Below are 20374 nucleotides of genomic sequence, written 5' to 3' on the forward strand. Positions count from 1 at the left end.
TAATCCCATATTCAACATCAACGGAGGACACCCAACGTCATACTGCACTGGATTGCGGGAAATCGACACGCTTCGTAAATCACGCAGTCTTTGGCGCACTGAGCGAGGCCATGTCGATCACAAACCGATAACGCACATCGGAACGCTCCATGCGCTCGAATGCTTCGTTGATTTCTTGAATGTCGATCACCTCACACTCGGGAAGAATGTTCTTATCCGCGCAGAAATCTAACATCTCCTGGGTCTGAGCAATGCCGCCAACTGGTGTGCCGGTAACGTGGCGGCGACCGAACACCAACGGCGCACTGTCGAAACCTTCCATCGAACCAATCTGTCCCACCATCACCAGCGTTGCGTTGAGGTCCAGCAGCGGCAGATAGGGCTTGAGATCATGTTGGACCGGAATAGTATCAATAATGACGTCAAAGTCATTCGCCGCCGCGGTCATCGCTTGCGTGTCGCTAGAGAGTAGTACGTGGTCGGCGCCGAGTGCACGAGCGTCGGCTACTTTTTCGGCGCTGCGGCTGATCATCGTGACGGCTGCGCCCATGCCTTTGGCCAGTTTGACTCCCATATGGCCAAGGCCGCCGAGGCCGATTACCCCACGCGAGTGCCGGGTCCCACGTTCAGCGCGCGCAGCGGGGTGTAGCACGTAATGCCAGCGCACAGCAGCGGCGCAGCGCGGGTGATGTCGAGGCTCGCCGGCAACTTGAGCACGAAGGTCTCGCGCACCACGATATGAGTGGAATAGCCGCCGTAGGTGATCTGCCCGTCGCGCCGGTCGTAGCCGTTATAGGTCACCGTGACCCCCTGGCGGCATAGTGCCTGCTCATGCGCTCGGCACTGGTCGCAGTCGCCGCAACTGTCCACCAAACAGCCGACTGCAACCTTGTCGCCAACACTGTGTCGAGTGATTGCGTTTCCGACTGCGCAAACTTTACCCACAATTTCGTGGCCAGGCACGCACGGATAGATCGTGGGCGCCCAAGCCCAGTCACCTCGCGTCTGGTGCAGATCAGAGTGACACACGCCGCAGTAAAGGATTTCAATGGCGATGTCATCCTCCCGCAGATCGCGCCGTTGAAAGGAAAACGGCGCGAGTGTGGAGTGCGCATCTTGCGATGCGTAGCCGATGGTTTGCATGGTGAGATCCTTAGACAGTGCAGAGATTGAAATCAAGTGGGGGCTCGGGGAAAAGCGTGTTGCGAACTCTTCGCGACAACGAGCAGCGACAGGAGGATGGAGGTGAGCGAGAACAGTGGCAGAACGGCGACGTCCGCTTTGCTGATCAGTATCCCGCCCGTCACTCCTCCACCGAATATTCCTAGGTTGTAGATGGTAGTCAGCATGGCGGTGGCGAGTTCGGCATTTCCTGCAGCAACTCTTCCCGTTGCCGACTGGAACACCGTTGGCATGGCGCCAAACGATGTCCCCCAGGCAAACAATGCGATGCAGGCCAACGCTAGCGTTGGATTCGTCCAGAGCACGACCATCATTGCTGCCGTGCAGACTTGGGAAGTCATGGTCAGCCATCGCAGCCGCAGGTCGATCAAACGGCCAGCCAACAGAACGCCGACCAACGCTCCAGCACCAAAGAGCAATAGCCCCTGCGCGGTACCCCCAGGCAAGCTCAGTGTCTGTGCGAGAGGCGCCATATACGTGTAGAGCGTGTAATGCGCCAGGATCGCTGAAGCTGTTGCAAACAGAATGGGACGCAAGCCTGGCGTGCGCAACACGTCAAGAGCTGTGATGCGCTGCTGCTTTGGGTTGCTGGAAACTGCAGGTACGGCAACCAGCACCCACGCAATAACAAACAAACTCAGCAATGACAACAAACCAAAGCTGTAGCGCCATCCGAGCAGATCCCCCAGCGCGGACCCTAGTGGCAACCCTGCTACCATCGCCAAGGTGCTACCCGCCAGCGTGATCGCAACCGCGCGCCCCATGTGCCCGGGTTCGACAAGGCGGATTGCATAGCTACAGATTACTGGCCATATCACTCCTGCTGCTAGACCGGCCACAAACCGCGAGGCAAAGGTCAGCGCATACGAAGTGGAGAATGCGGTGACCGTATTGGCAATGGCGAAGCTCAACACCAAGGCAATGTAGAGAGTTCTACGAGGTAGCGATCGGGTCAATGCGACCATTGGAATTGCTGCGAGAGCCGAGGCCAGAGCATACACAGAGACCAACTGACCGATACCGGAAGACGAACTCCCCAAACTACTTGCCATTCCCTGCAACAACCCTGCGGGCAGGGTCTCGGTAATTATGGTCAGGAACGCCGTCGTCGAGAGCGCCAGCAAACCAAATATCGGCAGGTTCTGTCTATTGGTCTGATATGACATTTTATATTGTTCTTACCAGAATCTTCCGCGACGGCAAATCCGATTAGGAGCGCATAATATTCCACCGTAGATAATTTATCGCATCGGACGCTCTCCTGGATAAGATTCGTCGCCTGCATCATTATCGTGTAGTCAAAGCGCAACAATTTCTGCACAAAGCCTAGACTTAGCCATCAAAAAAATCAACGTTAAGTCGAGCGCATCACCCTCCAATAATTACACATATTTTTATTAGCAGAACTAATATGCTCTTTAATAATTAATCACCTATTAAACGTGCGATGTACGCGCGATAATTTTTCTTCCTGAAATTATTAATCGCGCTCCTCCAGCATTATTTATGGGTAGGATTACCAAACCGCTGAGTGCTTACACTCGTCGTCTCCAAATCCATGTTCATCATTTTCCGACGCCGATTGCATGTTGATCGAACGGAAGACACTCTAAGCACAGCGTTACATCGGCTTTGACCGCATGACTGAAGCTTAACAACTGTAGCCGTCTCGAAAAATCAAGACAGCGTTGCTGTTTTTGGCCACTCCGACAAAGCGGATGAGGGACCTGTGCAGCTCATTGAAGAGGCCGGGGGCAGATTTCGAAATTACCGCCCATTCTCACCGAAATTAACCATGATCGGCGGGAGGAGAAATTCAACCACTCCGGACAATAAGAATTCGAACCGACTATTCGTGGCTGCATAGTGCCCCACCCCCTCGATGATGGTCTGCTTTTCACATCTAGGTCAAGTCCGTCTTGGGCCTCTAATCCCACCGCCACTCGATACCGAAACACGTCGTGCCACCACAATGACTAAGACTAATCAGCGAGCAGTCTCAGTTAAAGCAATTTTCCATTCGAACCATCACCGATACCGCAAAACTAGAGCATTCAATGCGACCCATTCTCCCATCTTGTGCATCACTATTTTCGCTCTTCGTCGCCACAGCACCATCGCTCGGTCTTGCCGCGTCGCAACCTCCGTTACTTGTCGCGGTTCAGGAGCATGTCGCAGCTCCTGCCGGAACGAGAGTTCCACGGTTTGCGGTCGATCCTTCGTGGCCACACATGCCTGAAACAATGCTCTGGGGCGAAGTCAGCGGCGTTGCCATTGACGCCGATGACAGCGTCTGGCTTGTACATCGCCCGGACTCGCTTACTAAAACCGATGACGGACTCAGTCAATCACCCCCCATTGCCCTGTGCTGTCGCGCGGCGCCGCCGGTCACGCATTTCAGTGCGGAGGGTGAATTCCTCGGTGGCTTTGGCGGGCCGGAAACAGCCCCAACCATCGACGGCGTCAACCAATGGCCTATCAGTCTCCACGGAATTTTTGTCGACAGTGACAGGACACTTTGGTTTGCCGGCATAGGCCGCGGTGACCATGTCGTAATGAACTACACTCAGACGGCAAGTTTATCCGGCAGATCGGGCAGCGGGAAAAGACTAACGGCAATGCCGATACCGAGCATCTTGGTAACCCATCCGACGTCAGCCACATCGGAGACCAGGTGATGGTTGCCGACGGCTATATCAATCGACGCTTCCTCGGATTTGATAAGTCCAGCGGCAAAGCCTTCGGCGTCTGGGGTGCCTATGGCGGCGCGCCAACCGCCCAGACCCGTCAAGGCACCTTTGACCAAAGTCAGGCGACGTCCAATGCAGGCAACGCCCCAAACCCGAACGCGCCCGAATTCGGCACGATCGTCCACTGCCTCGTGCCGACCGGCGACGGGCAGATCTATGTCTGCGACAGGCAGAACAACCGCGTCCAGTTGTTCGACCTTAGCAAGAACGGAACGCTGAAGTTCGCGCGGAATGTCGTGATTGAGGGCAAGACTGGTGGACTGGGCACCGTCACCGACGTCGCACTCTCACCCGATAAAAAGTATCTCTATGTCGGCGACATGATGAATGGACGTATCTGGATCCTCCTGCGCGCGAACCATCAGATTCTTGGCTCTTTTGGTCGCATCGGACGGCAAGCCGGCCAGTTCACCTGGATGCATTCCATCGACACCGATAGCCAGGGCAACCTCTACGTCACAGAAGTCGGCACTGGACGACGGGTCCAAAAATTCGTTCTCACCGGGGTTAGATGAGCGCTACCGGCTACCAACTCGTTCGAAGGCGCTACTACAAAATCAAGCAGAGATCGCTAGCCGACTGACTGGACACCTCTTCAGTCTCGAGACCTTCAATGTTCATCACTCAAAAGCAGTCAACGGAGTTCATATGACAATTCATTTCGACTATACGGGTAAAGTCGCCTTTGTGACCGGAGGTGGGACCGGTATCGGCAGAGCGACCGCAATTGCGTTCGCCAGAGCAGGCGCTAATGTCGCCGTGATCGGACACTCCGATGCGACCAATCTTGAAACAGTGCGCCTGATCGAAGAGGCCGGCGGCAAGGCCCTTGCCGTCCATTGCGATGTGTCGATCGAAGAGCAGGTAAAAGCGGCTGTCGCGACCACGGTGCGAGCATTCGGCCGCATCGATTTCGCGTTCAACAACGCCGGCGTAGAGCAAGCCAACCACGCTACGGCCGACCTGCCCGTTGATGAGTGGAATCGCCTCATCAGCGTCAATCTAACCGGGGTCTTCTTGTGCATGAAGCACGAAGTCCCAGAAATCCTGAAGCACGGGGGTGGCGCGATCGTGAATACCTCGTCCGGTGCGGGCGTGAAGGGCTTCCCAAACTCTGCAGCTTACTGTGCCTCGAAGTTCGGTGTGATCGGTATGAGCAAGTCGACCGCACTGGACTACGCCAAGTCGAATCTGCGCGTGAACGTGGTCTGCCCCGGCATTATCGAGACACCGATGATGGATCGCTTTTCAGGCGGTACCGACGACGGTCGCGCCGCCGTGATTGCCCAAGAACCGATCGGGCGGATGGGGCGGCCTGAAGAAATTGCCGCGACCGTTCTGTGGCTGTGCTCGGACCTTGCGGCCTTCACGGTCGGCGCAGCCATCGTCGTCGATGGAGGCCAGACGGCTTGATGAAATACGTGCGAGGCACTCGGCTCGATTGATCTGCTGCCGGTAGGACGAGCGAACCGGCTTTATCGGTGGCTGTCATCGGTGCGACAAGCCAAACCGGTTCAACGCCGCTTTGGGCTTGCCGGGGGCGAAACGCGCAGCGCTTTGACCACCAACGTGAATGCCGGCGAAGGCTGCCGGCGACTGGGGTAATAGAGGTAGTAGCCCGGGAACGGGGGGCACCAGTCCTGCAGCACACGAACAAGCCGACCCTCCTCGATGTGCGGCGCGAACTCATCCTCGGGGAGGTGCGCTATACCCAACCCAGCCAACGCGGCATCCACCATACTCGGTGAGGTGTTGAAAATAAGTTGGCCATCCACTCGCACGTTGAGTTGCTTGTCGCGGCGCTCAAAGTCCCAAACGTACAGGCCCCCAGCGGTCTGCATACGCATATTGATGCAGTTATGCTTGATCAGATCGCTAGGTTCCTTGGGTATGGAATGGGTCTCGAAGTACGCGGGCGAAGCCGCGACCGCCATACGCAACTGCGGCCCGATCGGCGCCGCGATCATGTCCTTGTCGATGGTATCGCCCATACGCACACCGGCATCGAAACGGTCGGCCACGATGTCCCGAAACCCGTAGTTGATGTCGAACTCGACCTTGATGTCGGGGTACTCGCGTAGCAACGGAGTGAGTTTGGGCAGCAAAGTGGTCCGAAGGACATGTTCACCACAAGTGATCCGCACCGTGCCAGCCGGCTTGTCACGCAGTTCCGTGAGCTCGTCCAGCTCCGACTCGATCTCATCAAAGCGATGACCGATCGCGTTGAGCAAGCGCTCTCCAGCGGCCGTAGGCGACACGCTGCGCGTGGTGCGCGTGAGCAGTCGAATCTCCAACCGCGCCTCCAGACCGCTGATGGCCTGGCTGAGGGCAGATTGCGTGACCCCTAGCAACGACGCCGCGCGCGTGAAGCTGGCTTCCCGCGCCACAGTCACGAAGTACAGAAGATCGTTGAGATTGCGTTTGACCATTGCAATAGTTTTTCACGAAGATTAATTAGTTGATCTTATATCCCCTTTAAGCATTAATTAGCTAGTCAAGCGCGCGTCCACGCGAAATGATTCAGGGTATGAAAAAGTCATCCCTGATTTCCCGGCAGCGGCTATGGCATCAAACCCAGATGCTGTTCTTAGTCTCGATTTTGGGACTGGTGGCATGCGGCGGCTCTAGCTCTGCTGCAGCAACGGATGGCGCTTCGCCCGGACTTTCTCAGGAGTTGCCCTTGAAGATTCGATTGAGCGTCGCTGGGCAGGAAGCCATCGCCACACTTGACGACAGCCCATCTGCGAGAGATTTCGCGACACAGCTGCCGTTGACGCTGACGCTGACCGACTACGCCCGTATCGAACGTATCGCCGTTCTTCCCCAGAAAATCCCCCGGAGCCGTGCCCAAAGTTCGGTGCCTGTCAGAGGTGGTGATCTCGCCTACTACGCCCCCTGGGGAAATCTAGCGATCTTCGTTGAGAACGGGACAGGAAATTACACAGCCGACCTGATGCGGCTTGGCCGCGTAGAGACGGGCCTAGCCATCTTGCAGCGCCCTGGACCATTTGAGGTTCGGATCGAACGCGTAGCTGACTGACTGCCATCGAACTTTCAAACAGTTGGCATCTATCACCAATTCAACTTGATTGGCATCGAATATGAGTAAGCAGAACATCACAGACCCTGAAATCACAAATGCGTCTGGCGCCAAAGCAGGTCGAGGGTACTCTCTCAAGACCGGAAGCACTGTAGCTGGCGCGGCGGCGTCGATCAATGCCGCACCGATGGCGCCTGCTGCCATGGCTCGATCTGCGCACCGCGCGAACCTCATTCTTTGGGACAAGTTGAGCTCGTCCTCTGGCAAGCGTCTTGCTCAGTCGGTGGCCTCGTGACCGCACGAATGTCTGAAGCCTTGGGCCAGGGAAGTTCTTCTAAACACAAATTGGGGGAGCGACCGTTGGTTGCGCACTGGGGCGGCGTGCTCGCCATGTCTCTGTGCGTCTTCACGCTCGTTGCTTCGGAATTCATGCCGGTCAGCCTGCTGACGCCGATAGCAGCCGACCTCCGGGTCACGCAGGGGATGGCCGGACAAGGCATCGCAATCTCCGGCGCATTTGCGGTACTGACCAGCCTGTCGATTTCGTGGCTTGCAGGTGGCATGAACCGCAAGATGTTGTTGCTGGCACTGACGGCGCTGATGGCTGTCTCCGGCAGCGTGGTGGCGCTGGCACCGAGCTATCTGATTTACATGATGGGCCGTGCGCTCATCGGCGTGGTAATCGGCGGGTTCTGGTCAATGTCGGCGGCCACAGCCATGCGCTTGGTGCCCGCCGATCAGGTGCCGCGTGCCTTGGCGATCTTCAACGGCGGCAACGCACTGGCGACGGTGATAGCTGCCCCGCTGGGCAGCTATCTCGGTTCGTTGATGGGCTGGCGTGGCGCATTCTTCTGCATAGTCCCGGTGGCCGCACTGGCTTTGGTCTGGCAGTGGATCAGCCTGCCGGCCATGCAGGCCCAGGAGCGCGTACCGAGCTCTGGTAACGTCTTCAAGCTGCTAAGCGCCCGACAGGTGGCCCTTGGAATGGCTGCTTGCGGCGCGTTCTTCATGGGGCAGTTCGCCCTGTTCACTTATGTAAGGCCGTTCCTGGAGACAGTGACGCACGTAGAGGTATCCACGTTGTCACTGATCCTGCTGGTGATCGGCGTGGCCGGCTTCATCGGTACAGCGCTAGTCGGTTACGTCTTCAAGCGCAGCCTCTACGGGACGCTGGTCGTAATCCCCGTTTTTATGTCGGCAATTGCACTTGCACTGGTTCCCTTCGGTACCTGGGTCCCTGCAGTGGGTGCGCTGCTGGGCTTGTGGGGCCTAGTCGCTACCTCAGCACCCGTCGGATGGTGGAGCTGGATTGCCGAAGCCATGCCGAACAACGCGGAAGCTGGCGGCGGGCTGATGGTGGCCGTGATCCAGTTGGCTATCGCCCTGGGTTCAACTGTCGGCGGCCTGCTGTTCGATTCGACCGGCTACCAAAGCACCTTCATGGCGAGTGCTGGCGTGCTGCTGTTAGCGGCTTTCCTTACGTTCCTCACCTGGCGCTCGCAAGTACGACAGACGGACTGAGCCATACCTCACGACCGGAGGACACCATCGCCATGCGCCCCAATACTTCTACGAAGACGGTCATTGAACAACGCCCTGGGCGCAGCCTGCGGGGAAGGATCAGGCGCGCGCAATGTCTGCTTTGCGGTCTGTTCTTGCTTGGCGGGTGTGATGCCGCACAGCCGAGTGCTTTAGCCGCTCCCACCGCCAATGCGCCGGCAACTACCCAACCAAAGGAATCCCGCATGTGGATGACCGTCGGCGAACGCCGCTTCGCCATCACCCTGGCCGATACCGAGGCCGCCGGCGCCTTGATTGCAATGCTGCCGCTCTCGATGGACATGCCTGACCTCAACGGCAACGAGAAGCACGCCGAGCTGCCGAAGGCGCTGCCTATGAATGCCAGTCGGCCCGGCACGATCCGCAACGGCGACCTCATGCTGTATGGATCGAAGACGCTGGTGGTCTTCTACCTGACCTTCAACTCGTCCTATTCGTACACGCGCCTCGGCCGTGTAGACGATCCCGCTGGCCTCGAACAGGCGCTGGGCGGCGGCAGCGTGCGAATCGAGTTTTCTAAGAACTAGATGCAGGAGACTCCTTTGAAGAAGCCCTATGTCATCATCCACACGCTGACTTCGCTGGACGGAAGAATCCACGGTATTGAATTACCAGAATTTGATTCGGCAGCGCTTCAATACGAGCAACTTGCGCTGCACGCAGATCGACAAGTCCTGAACATCCAGGGCTATCTGAATGGCCGGGTTTCGACAGACGATAACTTCACACGCTACCGCGAGCCAGACCTGAACTCATCGGCGGAGATCGTTCCCGAAGGCGACTTCGTGGCAGAGGCGCACGCGCAGATATACTACGTAGCGCTCGACCCTGCCGGACGTCTGGGTTGGCAGGATAGCCACGTCGATTACGGCAATGTGCGCTCGCACGTGGTGTCAGTACTCACCGAAAAAGCGAGCAACGCCTATAAGGAGCTGCTACGTCGCCTGGGGATCTCATACGTTATCGCGGGGAAAGATGCACCGGACAACGCCCTGGCGCTGCACAAGCTCGCGACGCTGTTCGGCATGAGGCGCGTGATGATCGGCGGCGGTGGCGTGTTGAACTGGTCGTATGTGCAGGACGGCTTAGTCGATGAAGTGAGCCTGTTATTGGCCCCAGTATCCGACGCTTCGCCCGATGCACCGGGCCTGTTCACGGCCAAAGAACCACTGACCAGAACCCGGCCGTACTCGTTCACGCTGATCGACGTAAAGCCGTTGAACGACAGCACCGTGTGGTTGCGCTACAGGGTGAACAACCTACGCCCCTGACCCTCGAAGACTCCCAGCTTGCAAGGCAACCCAAATAAGAAAGATCGTCTTGCTGTCCGGTCTCCTTGCCGCTGCTTTTGAGGTTACCGAAGCTATCGCGTCAAGCACGTGTAGCGACACCGAATGCTCTCGGAGGGCCAAGTCAGTGAGTACAACGAAGGCCAACTCAACCATGAAGAACGTAATCCTGATCGGCGCCAATGGCAGTACGTCGAGAGAAATCATCCCCCGCCTGCTTAAACAAGATGACGTGAAGCTAACCCTTTTACTGCGCCGCGCAAGCCGTATGCAGAGCATGCGAAGCGATCGCGTCAGTGTCGTGGAAGGCGATGCCACCAGCGTTGCAGAGCTAACTCGTGCAATCCGTCGGCAAGAGATTGTCATCAGCACTCTGGGTGGCATAGACCTGGACGTTAAGACGGCGAATGTCGTTCGGGCCATGAAGGAGGTCGGCGCACGCCACATCGTCGTCACCAGCGCAGGCGGCATCTATGAGGAACTGCCCGCAGCCTTCAACGTCTGGGACAAAGGTATGGTCGGCCAGTACCGCCCCATCAACCTGCAGGCCGCAGAGGTCGCCGAGCAGTCGGGGCTCGACTACACCGTCCTGCGCCCCGTGTGGCTGACCAACAAGCCAAGCGAAGAATTCGAGTTGACCAGTAAAGGCGAAACCTACAAGGGGACGGAAACCTCGGGCGCGAGCATCGGGCGCTTCATGGCCGACCTCGTAAAGGATCCGCAGCGCTACGCAAAACAGAATCTGGGCATCAGCCAGCCCAATACCGACGGCGACAGGCCGGCAGCGTACCGCTGACCCTCATAGACGAGACCTAAACCGATTTACCGGCCTCACCACCAATAACACACGGGAAAACATCATGAACGAAGCTACCCTGAACATCACGAGCATCAAGCGGCGGACAGCCCTCAAAGGTTTCGTTCAAGGCTCGCTCCTTGCAGGAATGGCCGCGACTTTCGGCGATCAAACGGTGCTGGCGGCAAATACTACTGTCACCGCCAAGGAAGGCAGCGTGCGGTTAACGCAAGAATGGGACAAGGTGTTTCCCAAGAGCCAGAAGGTTGACCATCAGAAGGTCACCTTCAAGAATCGCTACGGCATTACCCTCGCGGCCGACCTATATCTTCCAAAAAATCGGGCGAACCAGCGGCTGGCGGCGATCGTCGTCGGTGGTCCATTCGGCGCAGTGAAGGAACAGTCCTCGGGACTTTATGCGCAGATCCTGGCTGAGCGCGGCTTCGTCACGCTGGCCTTCGATGGCTCCTATACCGGAGAAAGTAGCGGCGAACCGCGTAACGTCGCTTCACCGGACATCAATACCGAAGATTTCATGGCGGCGGTCGATTTCATCGGCCTGCAAACCTACGTTGATCGTGAGCGCATCGGCATGATCGGCATCTGCGGTTGGGGAGGCATGGCACTGAATGCCGTGGCTGCTGACAAACGCGTCAAGGCAGTTGTCGCCAGCACCATGTACGACATGACACGCGTCATGTCCAAGGGCTACAACGATAGCGTGACCAGTGAACAGCGCGCGCAGACACTGGAGCAACTGAGCCAGCAGCGCTGGCAAGACGCTGCGAACGGAAAGCCGGCCTACCAACCGCCTTACAACAAAGAACTAAAGGGCGGCGAAGCACAGTTCATGGTCGATTATCACGACTATTACATGACGCCGCGCGGCTACCACCCGCGTGCGGTCAACTCCGGCAACGCCTGGACGGTTACCACGCCGCTGTCGTTCATGAATATGCCGATCTTGAGCTACATCAAAGAGATCTCGCCGCGTCCGATCCTGTTCGTGCACGGCGAGAAAGCTCATTCACTCTATTTCGCCCAAACCGCTTATGCGGCTGCTGCAGAGCCTAAAGAACTCGTGATCGTCCCGGGCGCCAGCCACGTTGATCTGTACGACCACGCGGACAAAATTCCCTTCGACAAGATCAGCGAATTTTTCGGAAAGAACCTCAAGGGTTGATCCACCTGATCACGAAGTCTTACATGAGCATCCAAGAGAGCGCCGCGCTCAAATGCGCAACGCGTGGCGTGTGCTTCAACGCCGTGTGCGTCGGCACGATGGACACACGATGGTCTCGTTAACGCTGGACAACGAAGTGCTGTCGATAGACGACCTGCTGCACGCTTCTTATGAAGCACCTGTGCCATGGCGAGGAAATCGCCGACGCAGTGCTCCGGGATTTACGGCTCGGACTCGACCTTCGTGAGAAGCGACGCGTTGGCTGTAGACAGCAGATTTCCTATGTACTGAACTCACGCTGGCAGACCTTGCCGGTATTTTAAAAAAGGCAAAGAAACATCATGATTAAAGACAAAGTTGTCATCATCACCGGCGCGTCATCAGGCATTGGCGAGGCCACAGCCAAGCTGCTTGCAAGCAAAGGCGCCAAGATCGTTCTCGGTGCGCGGCGCGCGGACAACCTGAAGCGGATCGTTGACGAGATCAATCAGCGCGGAGGCCAGGCTGCGTATCAGGCGCTGGACGTCACCCAGCAATCCGAGAACGATGCCATCGTCAAGCTGGCCAAGGACACCTTTGGCCGCGTGGATGCCATTTTCCTCAATGCCGGCCTGATGCCGAACTCGCCGCTGTCCGCGCTCAAGACCGTCGATTGGCATCAGATGGTTGATGTCAATGTTAAGGGTCTGCTCAATGGCGTGGCAGCCGTATTGCCCGAATTCTTGGCACAAAAATCTGGCCACGTCATCGCCACTTCATCGGTGGCCGGGCTCAAGGCTTATCCGGGCGGCGCGGTCTATGGAGGTACGAAGTGGTTCGTGCGCGATTTCATGGAAGTCTTGCGCATGGAGTCGGCCATGGAAGCAACCAACATCCGTACGGCGACGATCTACCCCGCAGCCATCAATACCGAACTACTGACAACGTTCAGCGACAAAGAGTCCCTCGATCAAATGCAAAGCATCTACGACAAATTCGGCATTTCCCCGGATCGAATTGCCAGCGTCGTTGCATTCGCGATCGATCAGCCGGAGGACACGACGATCAACGAGTTCACGGTCGGCCCCGCGAATCAGCCGTGGTGATTGCGGCACGCCTTCCTCAGTATTTCTGAGCACAACCAAGCAACTGCATGGAAGCATTTGGCTGGATTCGAAAGCGTAAAAAAATAGCCTGTTCCATTCGCTTTTTCATCGCGGCGGCTGGGTTCAACAGAGCAAATGGTCGCAAGCGACACCACGTCGTGCGGCCGACAAAGGAAACTCTTATGGACCGTCGAAAATTTCTCTCCAGCAGCGCCGGACTAGGTTCGGCGCTAGTTGCGGATTCGCTATTGAGCGTCACGGCATCCGGGACGCAAACGATGAATAACAGTCGAAAGGAGTTTCCCATACCCAGCATGCAACGAGGCACAGGCAATACGGTGAGCCGCAAAGCTCGCGTTTTCGTCACCGGCTCGGCCGACGGGTTGGGCCATGCCACAGCCGAGACCCTACTGGCCCAGGGCCATGACGTCGTCGTGCATGTGCGTTCTCAGGCGCGACTGTCGGCGGTGCAGAAACTGGTGGACCAGGGCGCTATCGCCACGATCGGAGACTTGTCGGATCTCGCACAGACCCGCGATCTCGCTAGCCAGGTCAATGCGATTGGCGCGATGGATACGGTCATCCATAACGCAGGCATCCTTTCTGGCTCGCCATTGCTGATGGTCAACGTCGTCGCGCCCTACCTGCTAACGACGCTGATCAAGCGCCCCAAGCGCCTGATCTATTTGAGTAGCAGCATGCACAAGAGCGGACGCGCCAACCTGGTGGACATGGACTGGTCCGGCCGTACGTCAACGGGCAGCTACTCGGACAGCAAACTGTTTGTCACCACACTGGCAGCATCGGTCGCACGGCTGTGGCCTGAAGTCCTTAGCAATGCTGTCGACCCGGGTTGGGTACCAACCAAGATGGGCGGTCCGGGCGCGCCCGATGACCTGCGTTTGGGACATGTGACCCAGGAGTGGCTAGCCGTCAGCGACGTGCCCGACGCACTTACCAGCGGCGGCTACTGGCATCACCAGCGACGTGAACAGCCGCATCCCGCTGTCAGCGATATCCGGTTCCAGGACCAGTTGTTGACCGAACTCGCGCGTACCACCGGCACCAAGCTGGCGTGATGGCAACCAAGGGATCCCCTACATGAAGCGATTCTGGACTCGTCTGGCCATGGCCGTTGTCGGTATTGCCATCCTCGGCACGGCGGGTGTCATCGGCTATTTGCAGCGTCCCCTTTTCGGAGCGTTGCCCACTGGCAAGCAGCTGGAACGGATGTCCCACTCGCGCAACTATATCGATGGTGCGTTTCTCAACCAGATCGATACGCCCATGCAGACAACGGATCAGTCCGAGTGGTCGATGTGGATGGAAACCATTCTTGGAGAGAAAGGCCATCCCCGGCCACCGGGCGCGCTCCCATCCGTCAAAACCGACCTCAAGGCGCTCGACCCGGCGCAGGATCTGGTCGTCTGGCTGGGCCATTCTTCCTACTTTGTGCAACTGGGCGGGCAACGCTTTCTGGTAGATCCCGTCTTTAGCACCAATGCCGCACCCGTTCCCGCGGTGAACAAAGCTTTCAAGGGCACCAGCATCTATGCGGCTGTCGACATGCCCGAAATCGACGCGCTGTTAATCAGCCACGACCACTACGACCACCTGGACTACCCGACCATGCGGGTACTGCAGCCCAAGGTTCGGCAGGTGATCGTGGGACTGGGTGTCGGGGCACATTTCGAGCGCTGGGGCTACGACATGAGCCGCGTGCGCGAGGCCGACTGGAACGAGGTCGTTGCGCTGACGCCGCAACTGCAGATTCATGTCACGCCGGCCCGCCACTTCTCCGGACGTACCCTCACCCGAGACCAGTCACTTTGGGTCGGCTTTGCGCTGGTCTCTCCAGAGCATCGGCTCTTCCTTAGTGGCGACTCTGGCTACGGGCCACATTTCGCCCAGATAGGCCAGCGACTCGGCCCGTTCGATTGGGTGGCGCTGGATACCGGACAGTACGACCCGCGCTGGGCAAACGTCCATATGAACCCGGAGCAAGCTGCGCAGGCGGCCGAGGACCTGCGCACCCATGTGCTTATGCCGGCGCACGTGGGCCGCTTCTCCCTCGCGCCTCACGACTGGGACGACCCTTTCAAGCGCATCGTCGCAGCCAGCCAGGGACGTGGCTATGCACTGTGGACGCCTGAGATTGGACAACCGGTCTATCTAGACGGCCGCGCGCAATCATTCACTGCTTGGTGGGAAAGCGGCGCTATGAACACGCAGCCCCATCCGGCAACTGAGTCCAAGGAGATGAAATAATGCTGCAGTCCACTGTCGCCTCACTGTGGCAACGCTTGGCCGGCGTGCGCCCCGAAGAGGCGCCTGCCGTCCTGTGGTCCATGCTGTACGTGATCGCGCTGTTCCTGGCGTACTACGTGCTGCGCCCGATCCGCGACGAGCTGGGCGTTGCTGGTGGTATCGAGAACCTGCCGTGGCTGTTCTCGGGCACGCTGTTGGCAATGTTAGTGGCCAGCCCATTGTTCGCACTGACAGTGCGTAGCTTGCCGCGGCGCAAGTTCATCGCCTTGGCCTACCGCTTCTTCGCGGCAAACCTAGTGCTGTTTGCTCTGCTGATGCACTTTGCCAATCCCGATGCGCAGGTGTGGATCGGACGTACCTTCTTCATCTGGGTCTCGGTCTTCAACCTGTTCGTCGTCTCGGTGTTCTGGTCCTTTATGGTGGACATCTTCGACAGCGAGCAAGGCAAGCGGCTGTTCGGGCTGTTCGCCGCCGGCGCGACGACAGGTGGCATCATCGGCTCTGCCATCACCTCTAGCCTCATCTCACACCTCGACAGTGCCTGGCTGATGGCGATCGCTATCATGTTCCTGGAGATGGCGGTTCTAGCCTCGCGCAGGCTGTCCCTGCTCGCCCCTGCGTTGCAGCACCGCCCACGCCACAACAACCCCGATTCGCCCATGGGCGGCAGCATCTTCTCGGGTATGGTCCACACCCTGCGCTCGCCATACCTAAGCGGCTTGGCGTTGTTCATCCTGCTGTACTCAGTCACCTCGACTTTCCTGTATTTCCAACAGGCCAGCATTGCCCAGTCATCCTTCCCAGACCGGGCGGCACGCACCGCGTTTTTCGCCAACATCGATCTGATTGTCAACTCGATCACGCTGGTCTTCCAGCTCTTCGTCACCGGCCGAATAATCGCCACCGTGGGCATCGTGGTGACCCTCTGCATCCTGCCCCTGATCAGTCTCGCGGGCTTTGCAGCACTCGCCGTTAGCCCCAGTGTCACCTTCATCGTGGGCGCACAAGTAGCCCGCCGTGTGGCGAACTTCGCGCTGGCTCGGCCGGCCCGCGAAATCCTGTTTACCTCCAGCGCGCGCGAGGACCGTTACAAGGCCAAAAACTTTATCGACACAGTGGTCTATCGCGGTGGCGATCAGCTCGCCAGTTGGGGCCACACCGCCCTGATGAGCCTTGGCCTGGGCCTTATGCAGATCCCTTTTATCGCGCTGCCCCTGTCGGCGGTCTGGCTAGGCCTGAGCATCTGGCTAGGGCGGGTCCATCAGATGCAAGAGCGTCAAGACGGCTGCATCACTTCATCCACTGACTGAGACAATGACCATGAGCTCTTCCCGCAGGCTTGTTCTGAAATCTCTCGGCGCGCTGGCCACGTTGCCAGCACTCATTTCGGTGACTCGCGCCTTCGCGGCCGAGCCGATGCGCATCGGCGTGATCGGGGCCGGCTCGTTGGGCGGCACCGTAGGCAGCCTGTGGGTCAAGGCAGGCCATCAGGTCATGTTCTCCTCCCGTAACCCCGACCAACTGACAGCCATGGCCCGCGAGCTGGGGCCGCGCGCTTCGGTGGGCCTTCCAGCGGCGGCAGCTGAGTTTGGCGTCGTGCTCCTGCTGGCCGTGCCCTTCGAAGCATTGCCCCAAATCGGCCGCGATCTTCGCAGCGCCTACAGCGGGAAGATTGTCCTGGACGCGACCAATGCATGGGGCGCGAACAGCAGCGCTGTCTATCGCGAGGCGCGAGAACTGGGTACTGCCCAAACCGTTGCCAAATACATGCCCGGCTCGCGACTGGTCCGTGCGTTCAGTGCGGTCGATGCCACCGTAGTGGAGACCTCTGCTTCTCGACGCAGCGGGCACATCGGCATGCCCATCGCAAGCGATGATGCCGGGGCCATGCGGGTGGCCGCGGCGCTGGTGCGCGATGCCGGCTGCGATCCCGTGATCGTCGGCAACCTGGCCGCAGCTGCCGTCTTCCAGCCCGGCGGGCCGGGCTTCCGCGCCCATCTGACCGCGCCGGAACTGCGACGTCGTCTCGGCCTTTCCGCCGCCGGATGAATGCGCACACTTTGATGCAGAAGCGGATTCCCCTATGAGCCTGACGTTCGTTCTCTTTCGCTCCCTAGTGCTGACGCTCGTGGTTGGCCTGTTCTTAATAGCGAGCGGCCCGGCCGCGCGCAGACCGAGAGCTCAAGCGACCTTCTGGACAACCGCCGCGCTCGTGCACCTAGTCTGGTGGTTCCTGCCCGATCTCAACGGCGCTTCAAGCGAGGCTGGACGCTGGCTCGTCAGCACCTGGATCGGCACGCTGGTGACAGCGGTGCTTCTGATTGTGCCTTTCGCCCTGTTCCAGGCAGGACGCTGGCTGCTCGGTCGCCGCTTGCCCGCTGGGACGAAGCAGCATGGCCCGCTGCTGCAACTCATGTATATCGGCCTGTCACTAGCGGTTGGCATCGCCGTGAGCTTCGGCACCGTCGGCGGTCCCGTCGTGCGCGAGGAGGTGATCCAGGTGAGTGGTCTGCCCAACGGTCTGGATGGCCTGCGCATCGCCAACATCGGCGATGTCCACATTGGGCCTTTTATCAAACCCGCCGATCTGGCTGCCGCAGTGGATATCGTCAACGCACGCAACGTGGACCTGCTGGCAATCACCGGCGACCTGATCGACGACCTAGATCAACTTGAATCGACGCTGGATGCTCTGGAGCGCAGCGAGGCTCTGCCAGTGCTCTCCATCCTCGGCAACCACGACAAATATCCCAACGAGGCTGCCGTCGTCGCCGCGCTCAAGCGGCGCAATCCCCGCATCGAGGTGCTGATCAATAGCAGCATGCAAGTCCATCCGCGAGGCGTTCCTCTGCGCGTGGCTGGCGTGGACTATCCGCTGGCTGCGGACGGGCGTCACATGCTCCCCCGCGATGAGCAGGACGCCGCGATGCACCGATTCGCCGACCTCGCTTTTGCGAAGGTCATGCCGGGCGAGCCTCTCGTTGTGCTCTCGCACCACCCCGAGTTCTTTCCCATCGCCACGGCGCGTGGAGCCATGCTGACGCTGTCCAGCCACACACATGGGGGCCAAGTTCGCTTGTTCGGGCGGCCGGTGATCGTCGCCTACGACTACATGCACGGCATTTATCAGGAAGGGAGTGGATATCTCGATGTGAGCTCGGGACTTGGCCACTGGCTACCGTTGCGTATCGGCGTGCCACGCGAGGTGTCGATCATTACGCTGCGACGGGACCGAGACCTATGAAGAGAGCAAAACCATTGGGTCAACTCAGCAGGATGACTCCATCCAAGCGCATCTGATCCTGGCAACTCACAAGACGCGAAATTAGCTGATACCGCATGGGAGTCTGCCCCCCCTTGGCCATGCCAAACCGCCAACGCCTTGAGCGTTACAGAAAGGACACACGATGAAATATCCCATCGAGACCGAACCGCCGGTCGAGCTGAGCGCTGACGAAGCAGCACTTCTGAGAGAAATGCCTGCGTTAGATGGTGTGGGCCAGTCGCGGCGTACCTTCATGATCAACTCCGCCGTAGGCGGCGTTGGCGTGTTCGCTGCGAACTTACTGGCTCAAGAGGCCGCATTGGCCCACTTGCCGCTCGCCGAAGGTGCTGCCGTGGCCCCTATCAAGGCGCAGAACGTCGTCAAAGTGGCCTTTCGGGTCAACGGCGTGCAGCAGACCTTAGAACTCGACTCTCGCGTGGTTCTGCTCGACGCGCTGCGAGAGCGCTTAGCGATGACTGGATCAAAGAAGGGCTGCGATCAGGGCCAGTGCGGTGCCTGCACGGTGCTGGTGGACGGCCAACGTGTGCTGTCCTGCCTCACCCTGGCAGCGACGCTCGAAGGGCGAGAAGTCACAACCATCGAAGGCCTGGCTCAAGGGGACCAACTGCATCCCGTGCAAGCCGCCTTTATCAAGCACGATGGTTTCCAGTGTGGCTATTGCACACCGGGACAGATCTGCTCGGCCGTTGGTCTACTAGGCGAGGCACGTCGCGGCGACGTCAGCCACGTCACCGCCGACGTTAGCAAGACGACCACACGTCTGACGGACGATGAAATCCGCGAACGTATGAGCGGCAACATCTGCCGCTGCGGCGCCTACCCCGGCATCGTCGCCGCAGTACAGGAGGCGCACTCGGGCCGCCAGGCTGCCCAAACCTGGGGATTCGCCACCGAGATGCAACTGGCGTCGGCACGATTGGAGGATGGCCATGAGACCGTTTGAGTATGTACGCGCGGCCGATGCTGCATCGAGCGCTGCGGCAATGGCGGGCGTTCCTGGCGCGAAGTTTCTCGCCGGCGGGTCCAACCTCGTGGATTTAATGAAGGAAGACATCGAGCGGCCCACACGCCTGGTGGACATCCGCCAGTTGCCGCTGCGGCAGATCCATCGCAGCCGTGCCGGCCTTTCCTTAGGTGCACTGGCGACCAACACCGAAACCGCCAACCATCCACTGATCCGCGAGAACTATCCGCTGCTGACGCAGGCCATCGTCGCAGGTGCCTCAGGGCAATTACGCAATATGGCAACCAATGGCGGCAACCTCCTGCAGCGCACTCGGTGCAATTACTTCTACGACACCGCTACGCCATGCAACAAGCGCGAACCCGGCACCGGCTGCGGCGCGCGCGAAGGACTGAACAAGATCCACGCCGTGCTCGGCTGGAGCGAAGCATGTGTGGCGACCTATCCGGGTGACATGGCCAACGCGCTGTACGCGTTGGACGCCAACGTGCGCGTGCGTGCTACCGACGGACGGGAGCGGTTGATCCCGATTGTGGACTTCCATCGCCTTCCGGGTGACACGCCGCAGCGCGACAACAACCTCGAGCACGGTGAGTTGATCCTCGCCATCGAGTTGCCGGTCGCCACAGCGGAGTTCGCCCGCCACTCGCACTACCTCAAAGTGCGCGATCGGGCGTCCTACGCCTTCGCAATGGTTTCCGTCGCCGCTGCGCTGCAACTCGACGGCGACACCATTCGCCAGGCGCGAGTGGTGCTGGGCAGCGTTGCGCACAAACCTTGGCGCAGCGCCGAAGCAGAGGCTGCGCTGATCGGACGCCGAGCCGGCGAGGACACGTTCCGGCAGGCTGCGGAAGCCGCGCTGCGCGATGCCCGTCCATTGGCTCACAACACCTACAAGGTAGAACTGGGACAGCGATCTGTTGTGCGTGCGCTGATGCGTGCTTCGAAACTGGCTTGAGCGGAAGGAAAAT

General features: G+C 59.0%; 18 protein-coding genes and 1 pseudogene. 16 read left to right on the forward strand and 3 right to left on the reverse strand.

Annotated elements, in window-relative coordinates; genetic code table 11:
- Nucleotides 1–79 precede the first annotated feature (79 nt).
- Nucleotides 80–1143, reverse strand: a pseudogene (locus tag ACCQ15_RS18705) (NAD(P)-dependent alcohol dehydrogenase).
- 32 nt (nt 1144–1175) lie between these two features.
- Nucleotides 1176–2348 carry an MFS transporter gene (locus ACCQ15_RS18710; RefSeq protein ID WP_372380911.1) on the reverse strand — a complete coding sequence of 391 codons (1173 nt, stop codon included), beginning with the start codon at nt 2346–2348 and terminating at the stop codon, nt 1176–1178.
- A 1508-nt stretch (nt 2349–3856) separates the two neighbouring features.
- Here ACCQ15_RS18710 and ACCQ15_RS18715 point away from each other — a divergent pair.
- A complete protein-coding gene (locus ACCQ15_RS18715) occupies nt 3857–4447 on the forward strand; it encodes an NHL repeat-containing protein (RefSeq protein ID WP_372380912.1) in 591 nt (196 codons plus the stop codon).
- Between the two features lie 133 nt (nt 4448–4580).
- Nucleotides 4581–5345, forward strand: coding sequence for a glucose 1-dehydrogenase (locus ACCQ15_RS18720; RefSeq protein ID WP_372380913.1), 765 nt, complete (start codon nt 4581–4583; stop codon nt 5343–5345).
- A gap of 101 nt (nt 5346–5446) precedes the next feature.
- Here the strand turns inward: ACCQ15_RS18720 and ACCQ15_RS18725 are convergent, their stop codons facing one another.
- Nucleotides 5447–6361 carry a LysR family transcriptional regulator gene (locus ACCQ15_RS18725; protein WP_372380914.1) on the reverse strand — a complete coding sequence of 305 codons (915 nt, stop codon included), beginning with the start codon at nt 6359–6361 and terminating at the stop codon, nt 5447–5449.
- A gap of 98 nt (nt 6362–6459) precedes the next feature.
- Between ACCQ15_RS18725 and ACCQ15_RS18730 the strand changes: the two genes are divergently transcribed.
- From ACCQ15_RS18730 to ACCQ15_RS18795, 14 genes are all read left to right on the forward strand, one after another.
- Entirely contained in the window at nt 6460–6972 is a 513-nt protein-coding gene (locus tag ACCQ15_RS18730) for a cyclophilin-like fold protein (RefSeq protein WP_372380915.1), read from the forward strand.
- Nucleotides 6973–7275: 303 nt separating this feature from the next.
- Entirely contained in the window at nt 7276–8493 is a 1218-nt protein-coding gene (locus ACCQ15_RS18735) for an MFS transporter (RefSeq protein ID WP_372380916.1), read from the forward strand.
- A gap of 224 nt (nt 8494–8717) precedes the next feature.
- Entirely contained in the window at nt 8718–9059 is a 342-nt protein-coding gene (locus ACCQ15_RS18740) for a cyclophilin-like fold protein (RefSeq protein ID WP_372380917.1), read from the forward strand.
- Nucleotides 9060–9074: 15 nt separating this feature from the next.
- Nucleotides 9075–9803 (forward strand): dihydrofolate reductase family protein, encoded by a 729-nt coding sequence (locus tag ACCQ15_RS18745; protein ID WP_372380918.1) that lies wholly within the window; start codon nt 9075–9077, stop codon nt 9801–9803.
- Nucleotides 9804–9975: 172 nt separating this feature from the next.
- Nucleotides 9976–10617, forward strand: a complete 642-nt coding sequence (locus ACCQ15_RS18750) for an NAD(P)H-binding protein (RefSeq protein WP_372380919.1) — start codon at nt 9976–9978, stop codon at nt 10615–10617.
- 64 nt (nt 10618–10681) lie between these two features.
- Nucleotides 10682–11800 carry an alpha/beta hydrolase gene (locus ACCQ15_RS18755; protein ID WP_372380920.1) on the forward strand — a complete coding sequence of 373 codons (1119 nt, stop codon included), beginning with the start codon at nt 10682–10684 and terminating at the stop codon, nt 11798–11800.
- Between the two features lie 341 nt (nt 11801–12141).
- On the forward strand, nt 12142–12885 hold the full coding sequence (locus ACCQ15_RS18760; RefSeq protein WP_372380921.1) for an SDR family oxidoreductase: 744 nt from the start codon (nt 12142–12144) through the stop codon (nt 12883–12885).
- Nucleotides 12886–12932: 47 nt separating this feature from the next.
- The gene (locus ACCQ15_RS18765; protein WP_372380922.1) at nt 12933–13964 is read left to right on the forward strand and encodes an SDR family NAD(P)-dependent oxidoreductase; all 1032 of its coding nucleotides are present in this window, start codon (nt 12933–12935) and stop codon (nt 13962–13964) included.
- Between the two features lie 22 nt (nt 13965–13986).
- Nucleotides 13987–15153: an MBL fold metallo-hydrolase gene (locus ACCQ15_RS18770; protein WP_372380923.1), complete on the forward strand. Its 1167-nt coding sequence runs from the start codon at nt 13987–13989 to the stop codon at nt 15151–15153.
- Nucleotides 15153–16463: an NTP/NDP exchange transporter gene (locus ACCQ15_RS18775; RefSeq protein ID WP_372380924.1), complete on the forward strand. Its 1311-nt coding sequence runs from the start codon at nt 15153–15155 to the stop codon at nt 16461–16463. Before ACCQ15_RS18770 ends, ACCQ15_RS18775 begins: the two co-directional genes overlap by 1 nt.
- A 10-nt stretch (nt 16464–16473) precedes the next feature.
- Nucleotides 16474–17202 (forward strand): NADPH-dependent F420 reductase, encoded by a 729-nt coding sequence (locus ACCQ15_RS18780; protein ID WP_372380925.1) that lies wholly within the window; start codon nt 16474–16476, stop codon nt 17200–17202.
- Nucleotides 17203–17236: 34 nt separating this feature from the next.
- Nucleotides 17237–18397, forward strand: a complete 1161-nt coding sequence (locus ACCQ15_RS18785; protein ID WP_372380926.1) for a metallophosphoesterase — start codon at nt 17237–17239, stop codon at nt 18395–18397.
- 232 nt (nt 18398–18629) lie between these two features.
- Nucleotides 18630–19382: a 2Fe-2S iron-sulfur cluster-binding protein gene (locus tag ACCQ15_RS18790; protein WP_372381584.1), complete on the forward strand. Its 753-nt coding sequence runs from the start codon at nt 18630–18632 to the stop codon at nt 19380–19382.
- Nucleotides 19369–20361, forward strand: coding sequence for an FAD binding domain-containing protein (locus ACCQ15_RS18795; protein ID WP_372380927.1), 993 nt, complete (start codon nt 19369–19371; stop codon nt 20359–20361). The genes ACCQ15_RS18790 and ACCQ15_RS18795 overlap by 14 nt, the downstream gene beginning before the upstream one ends.
- The last annotated feature ends 13 nt before the right edge of the window (nt 20362–20374 follow it).

The organism is Xanthomonas sp. NCPPB 1754, assembly GCF_041475725.2.
In the GTDB taxonomy this organism is placed as follows: domain Bacteria; phylum Pseudomonadota; class Gammaproteobacteria; order Xanthomonadales; family Xanthomonadaceae; genus Xanthomonas; species Xanthomonas euvesicatoria.

What these genes read in the sequence shown, in the direction of transcription:
- ACCQ15_RS18735 (WP_372380916.1), top strand. Translation starts at nt 7,276, where the DNA reads ATGTCTGAAGCCTTGGGCCAGGGAAGTTCTTCTAAACACAAATTGGGG.
- ACCQ15_RS18755 (WP_372380920.1), top strand. Translation starts at nt 10,682, where the DNA reads ATGAACGAAGCTACCCTGAACATCACGAGCATCAAGCGGCGGACAGCC.
- ACCQ15_RS18765 (WP_372380922.1), top strand. Translation starts at nt 12,933, where the DNA reads ATGGAAGCATTTGGCTGGATTCGAAAGCGTAAAAAAATAGCCTGTTCC.
- ACCQ15_RS18770 (WP_372380923.1), top strand. Translation starts at nt 13,987, where the DNA reads ATGAAGCGATTCTGGACTCGTCTGGCCATGGCCGTTGTCGGTATTGCC.
- ACCQ15_RS18785 (WP_372380926.1), top strand. Translation starts at nt 17,237, where the DNA reads ATGAGCCTGACGTTCGTTCTCTTTCGCTCCCTAGTGCTGACGCTCGTG.
- ACCQ15_RS18760 (WP_372380921.1), top strand. Translation starts at nt 12,142, where the DNA reads ATGATTAAAGACAAAGTTGTCATCATCACCGGCGCGTCATCAGGCATT.
- ACCQ15_RS18750 (WP_372380919.1), top strand. Translation starts at nt 9,976, where the DNA reads ATGAAGAACGTAATCCTGATCGGCGCCAATGGCAGTACGTCGAGAGAA.
- ACCQ15_RS18740 (WP_372380917.1), top strand. Translation starts at nt 8,718, where the DNA reads ATGTGGATGACCGTCGGCGAACGCCGCTTCGCCATCACCCTGGCCGAT.
- ACCQ15_RS18775 (WP_372380924.1), top strand. Translation starts at nt 15,153, where the DNA reads ATGCTGCAGTCCACTGTCGCCTCACTGTGGCAACGCTTGGCCGGCGTG.
- ACCQ15_RS18795 (WP_372380927.1), top strand. Translation starts at nt 19,369, where the DNA reads ATGAGACCGTTTGAGTATGTACGCGCGGCCGATGCTGCATCGAGCGCT.
- ACCQ15_RS18710 (WP_372380911.1), bottom strand. Translation starts at nt 2,348, where the DNA reads ATGTCATATCAGACCAATAGACAGAACCTGCCGATATTTGGTTTGCTG.
- ACCQ15_RS18780 (WP_372380925.1), top strand. Translation starts at nt 16,474, where the DNA reads ATGAGCTCTTCCCGCAGGCTTGTTCTGAAATCTCTCGGCGCGCTGGCC.
- ACCQ15_RS18720 (WP_372380913.1), top strand. Translation starts at nt 4,581, where the DNA reads ATGACAATTCATTTCGACTATACGGGTAAAGTCGCCTTTGTGACCGGA.
- ACCQ15_RS18730 (WP_372380915.1), top strand. Translation starts at nt 6,460, where the DNA reads ATGAAAAAGTCATCCCTGATTTCCCGGCAGCGGCTATGGCATCAAACC.
- ACCQ15_RS18790 (WP_372381584.1), top strand. Translation starts at nt 18,630, where the DNA reads ATGCCTGCGTTAGATGGTGTGGGCCAGTCGCGGCGTACCTTCATGATC.
- ACCQ15_RS18725 (WP_372380914.1), bottom strand. Translation starts at nt 6,361, where the DNA reads ATGGTCAAACGCAATCTCAACGATCTTCTGTACTTCGTGACTGTGGCG.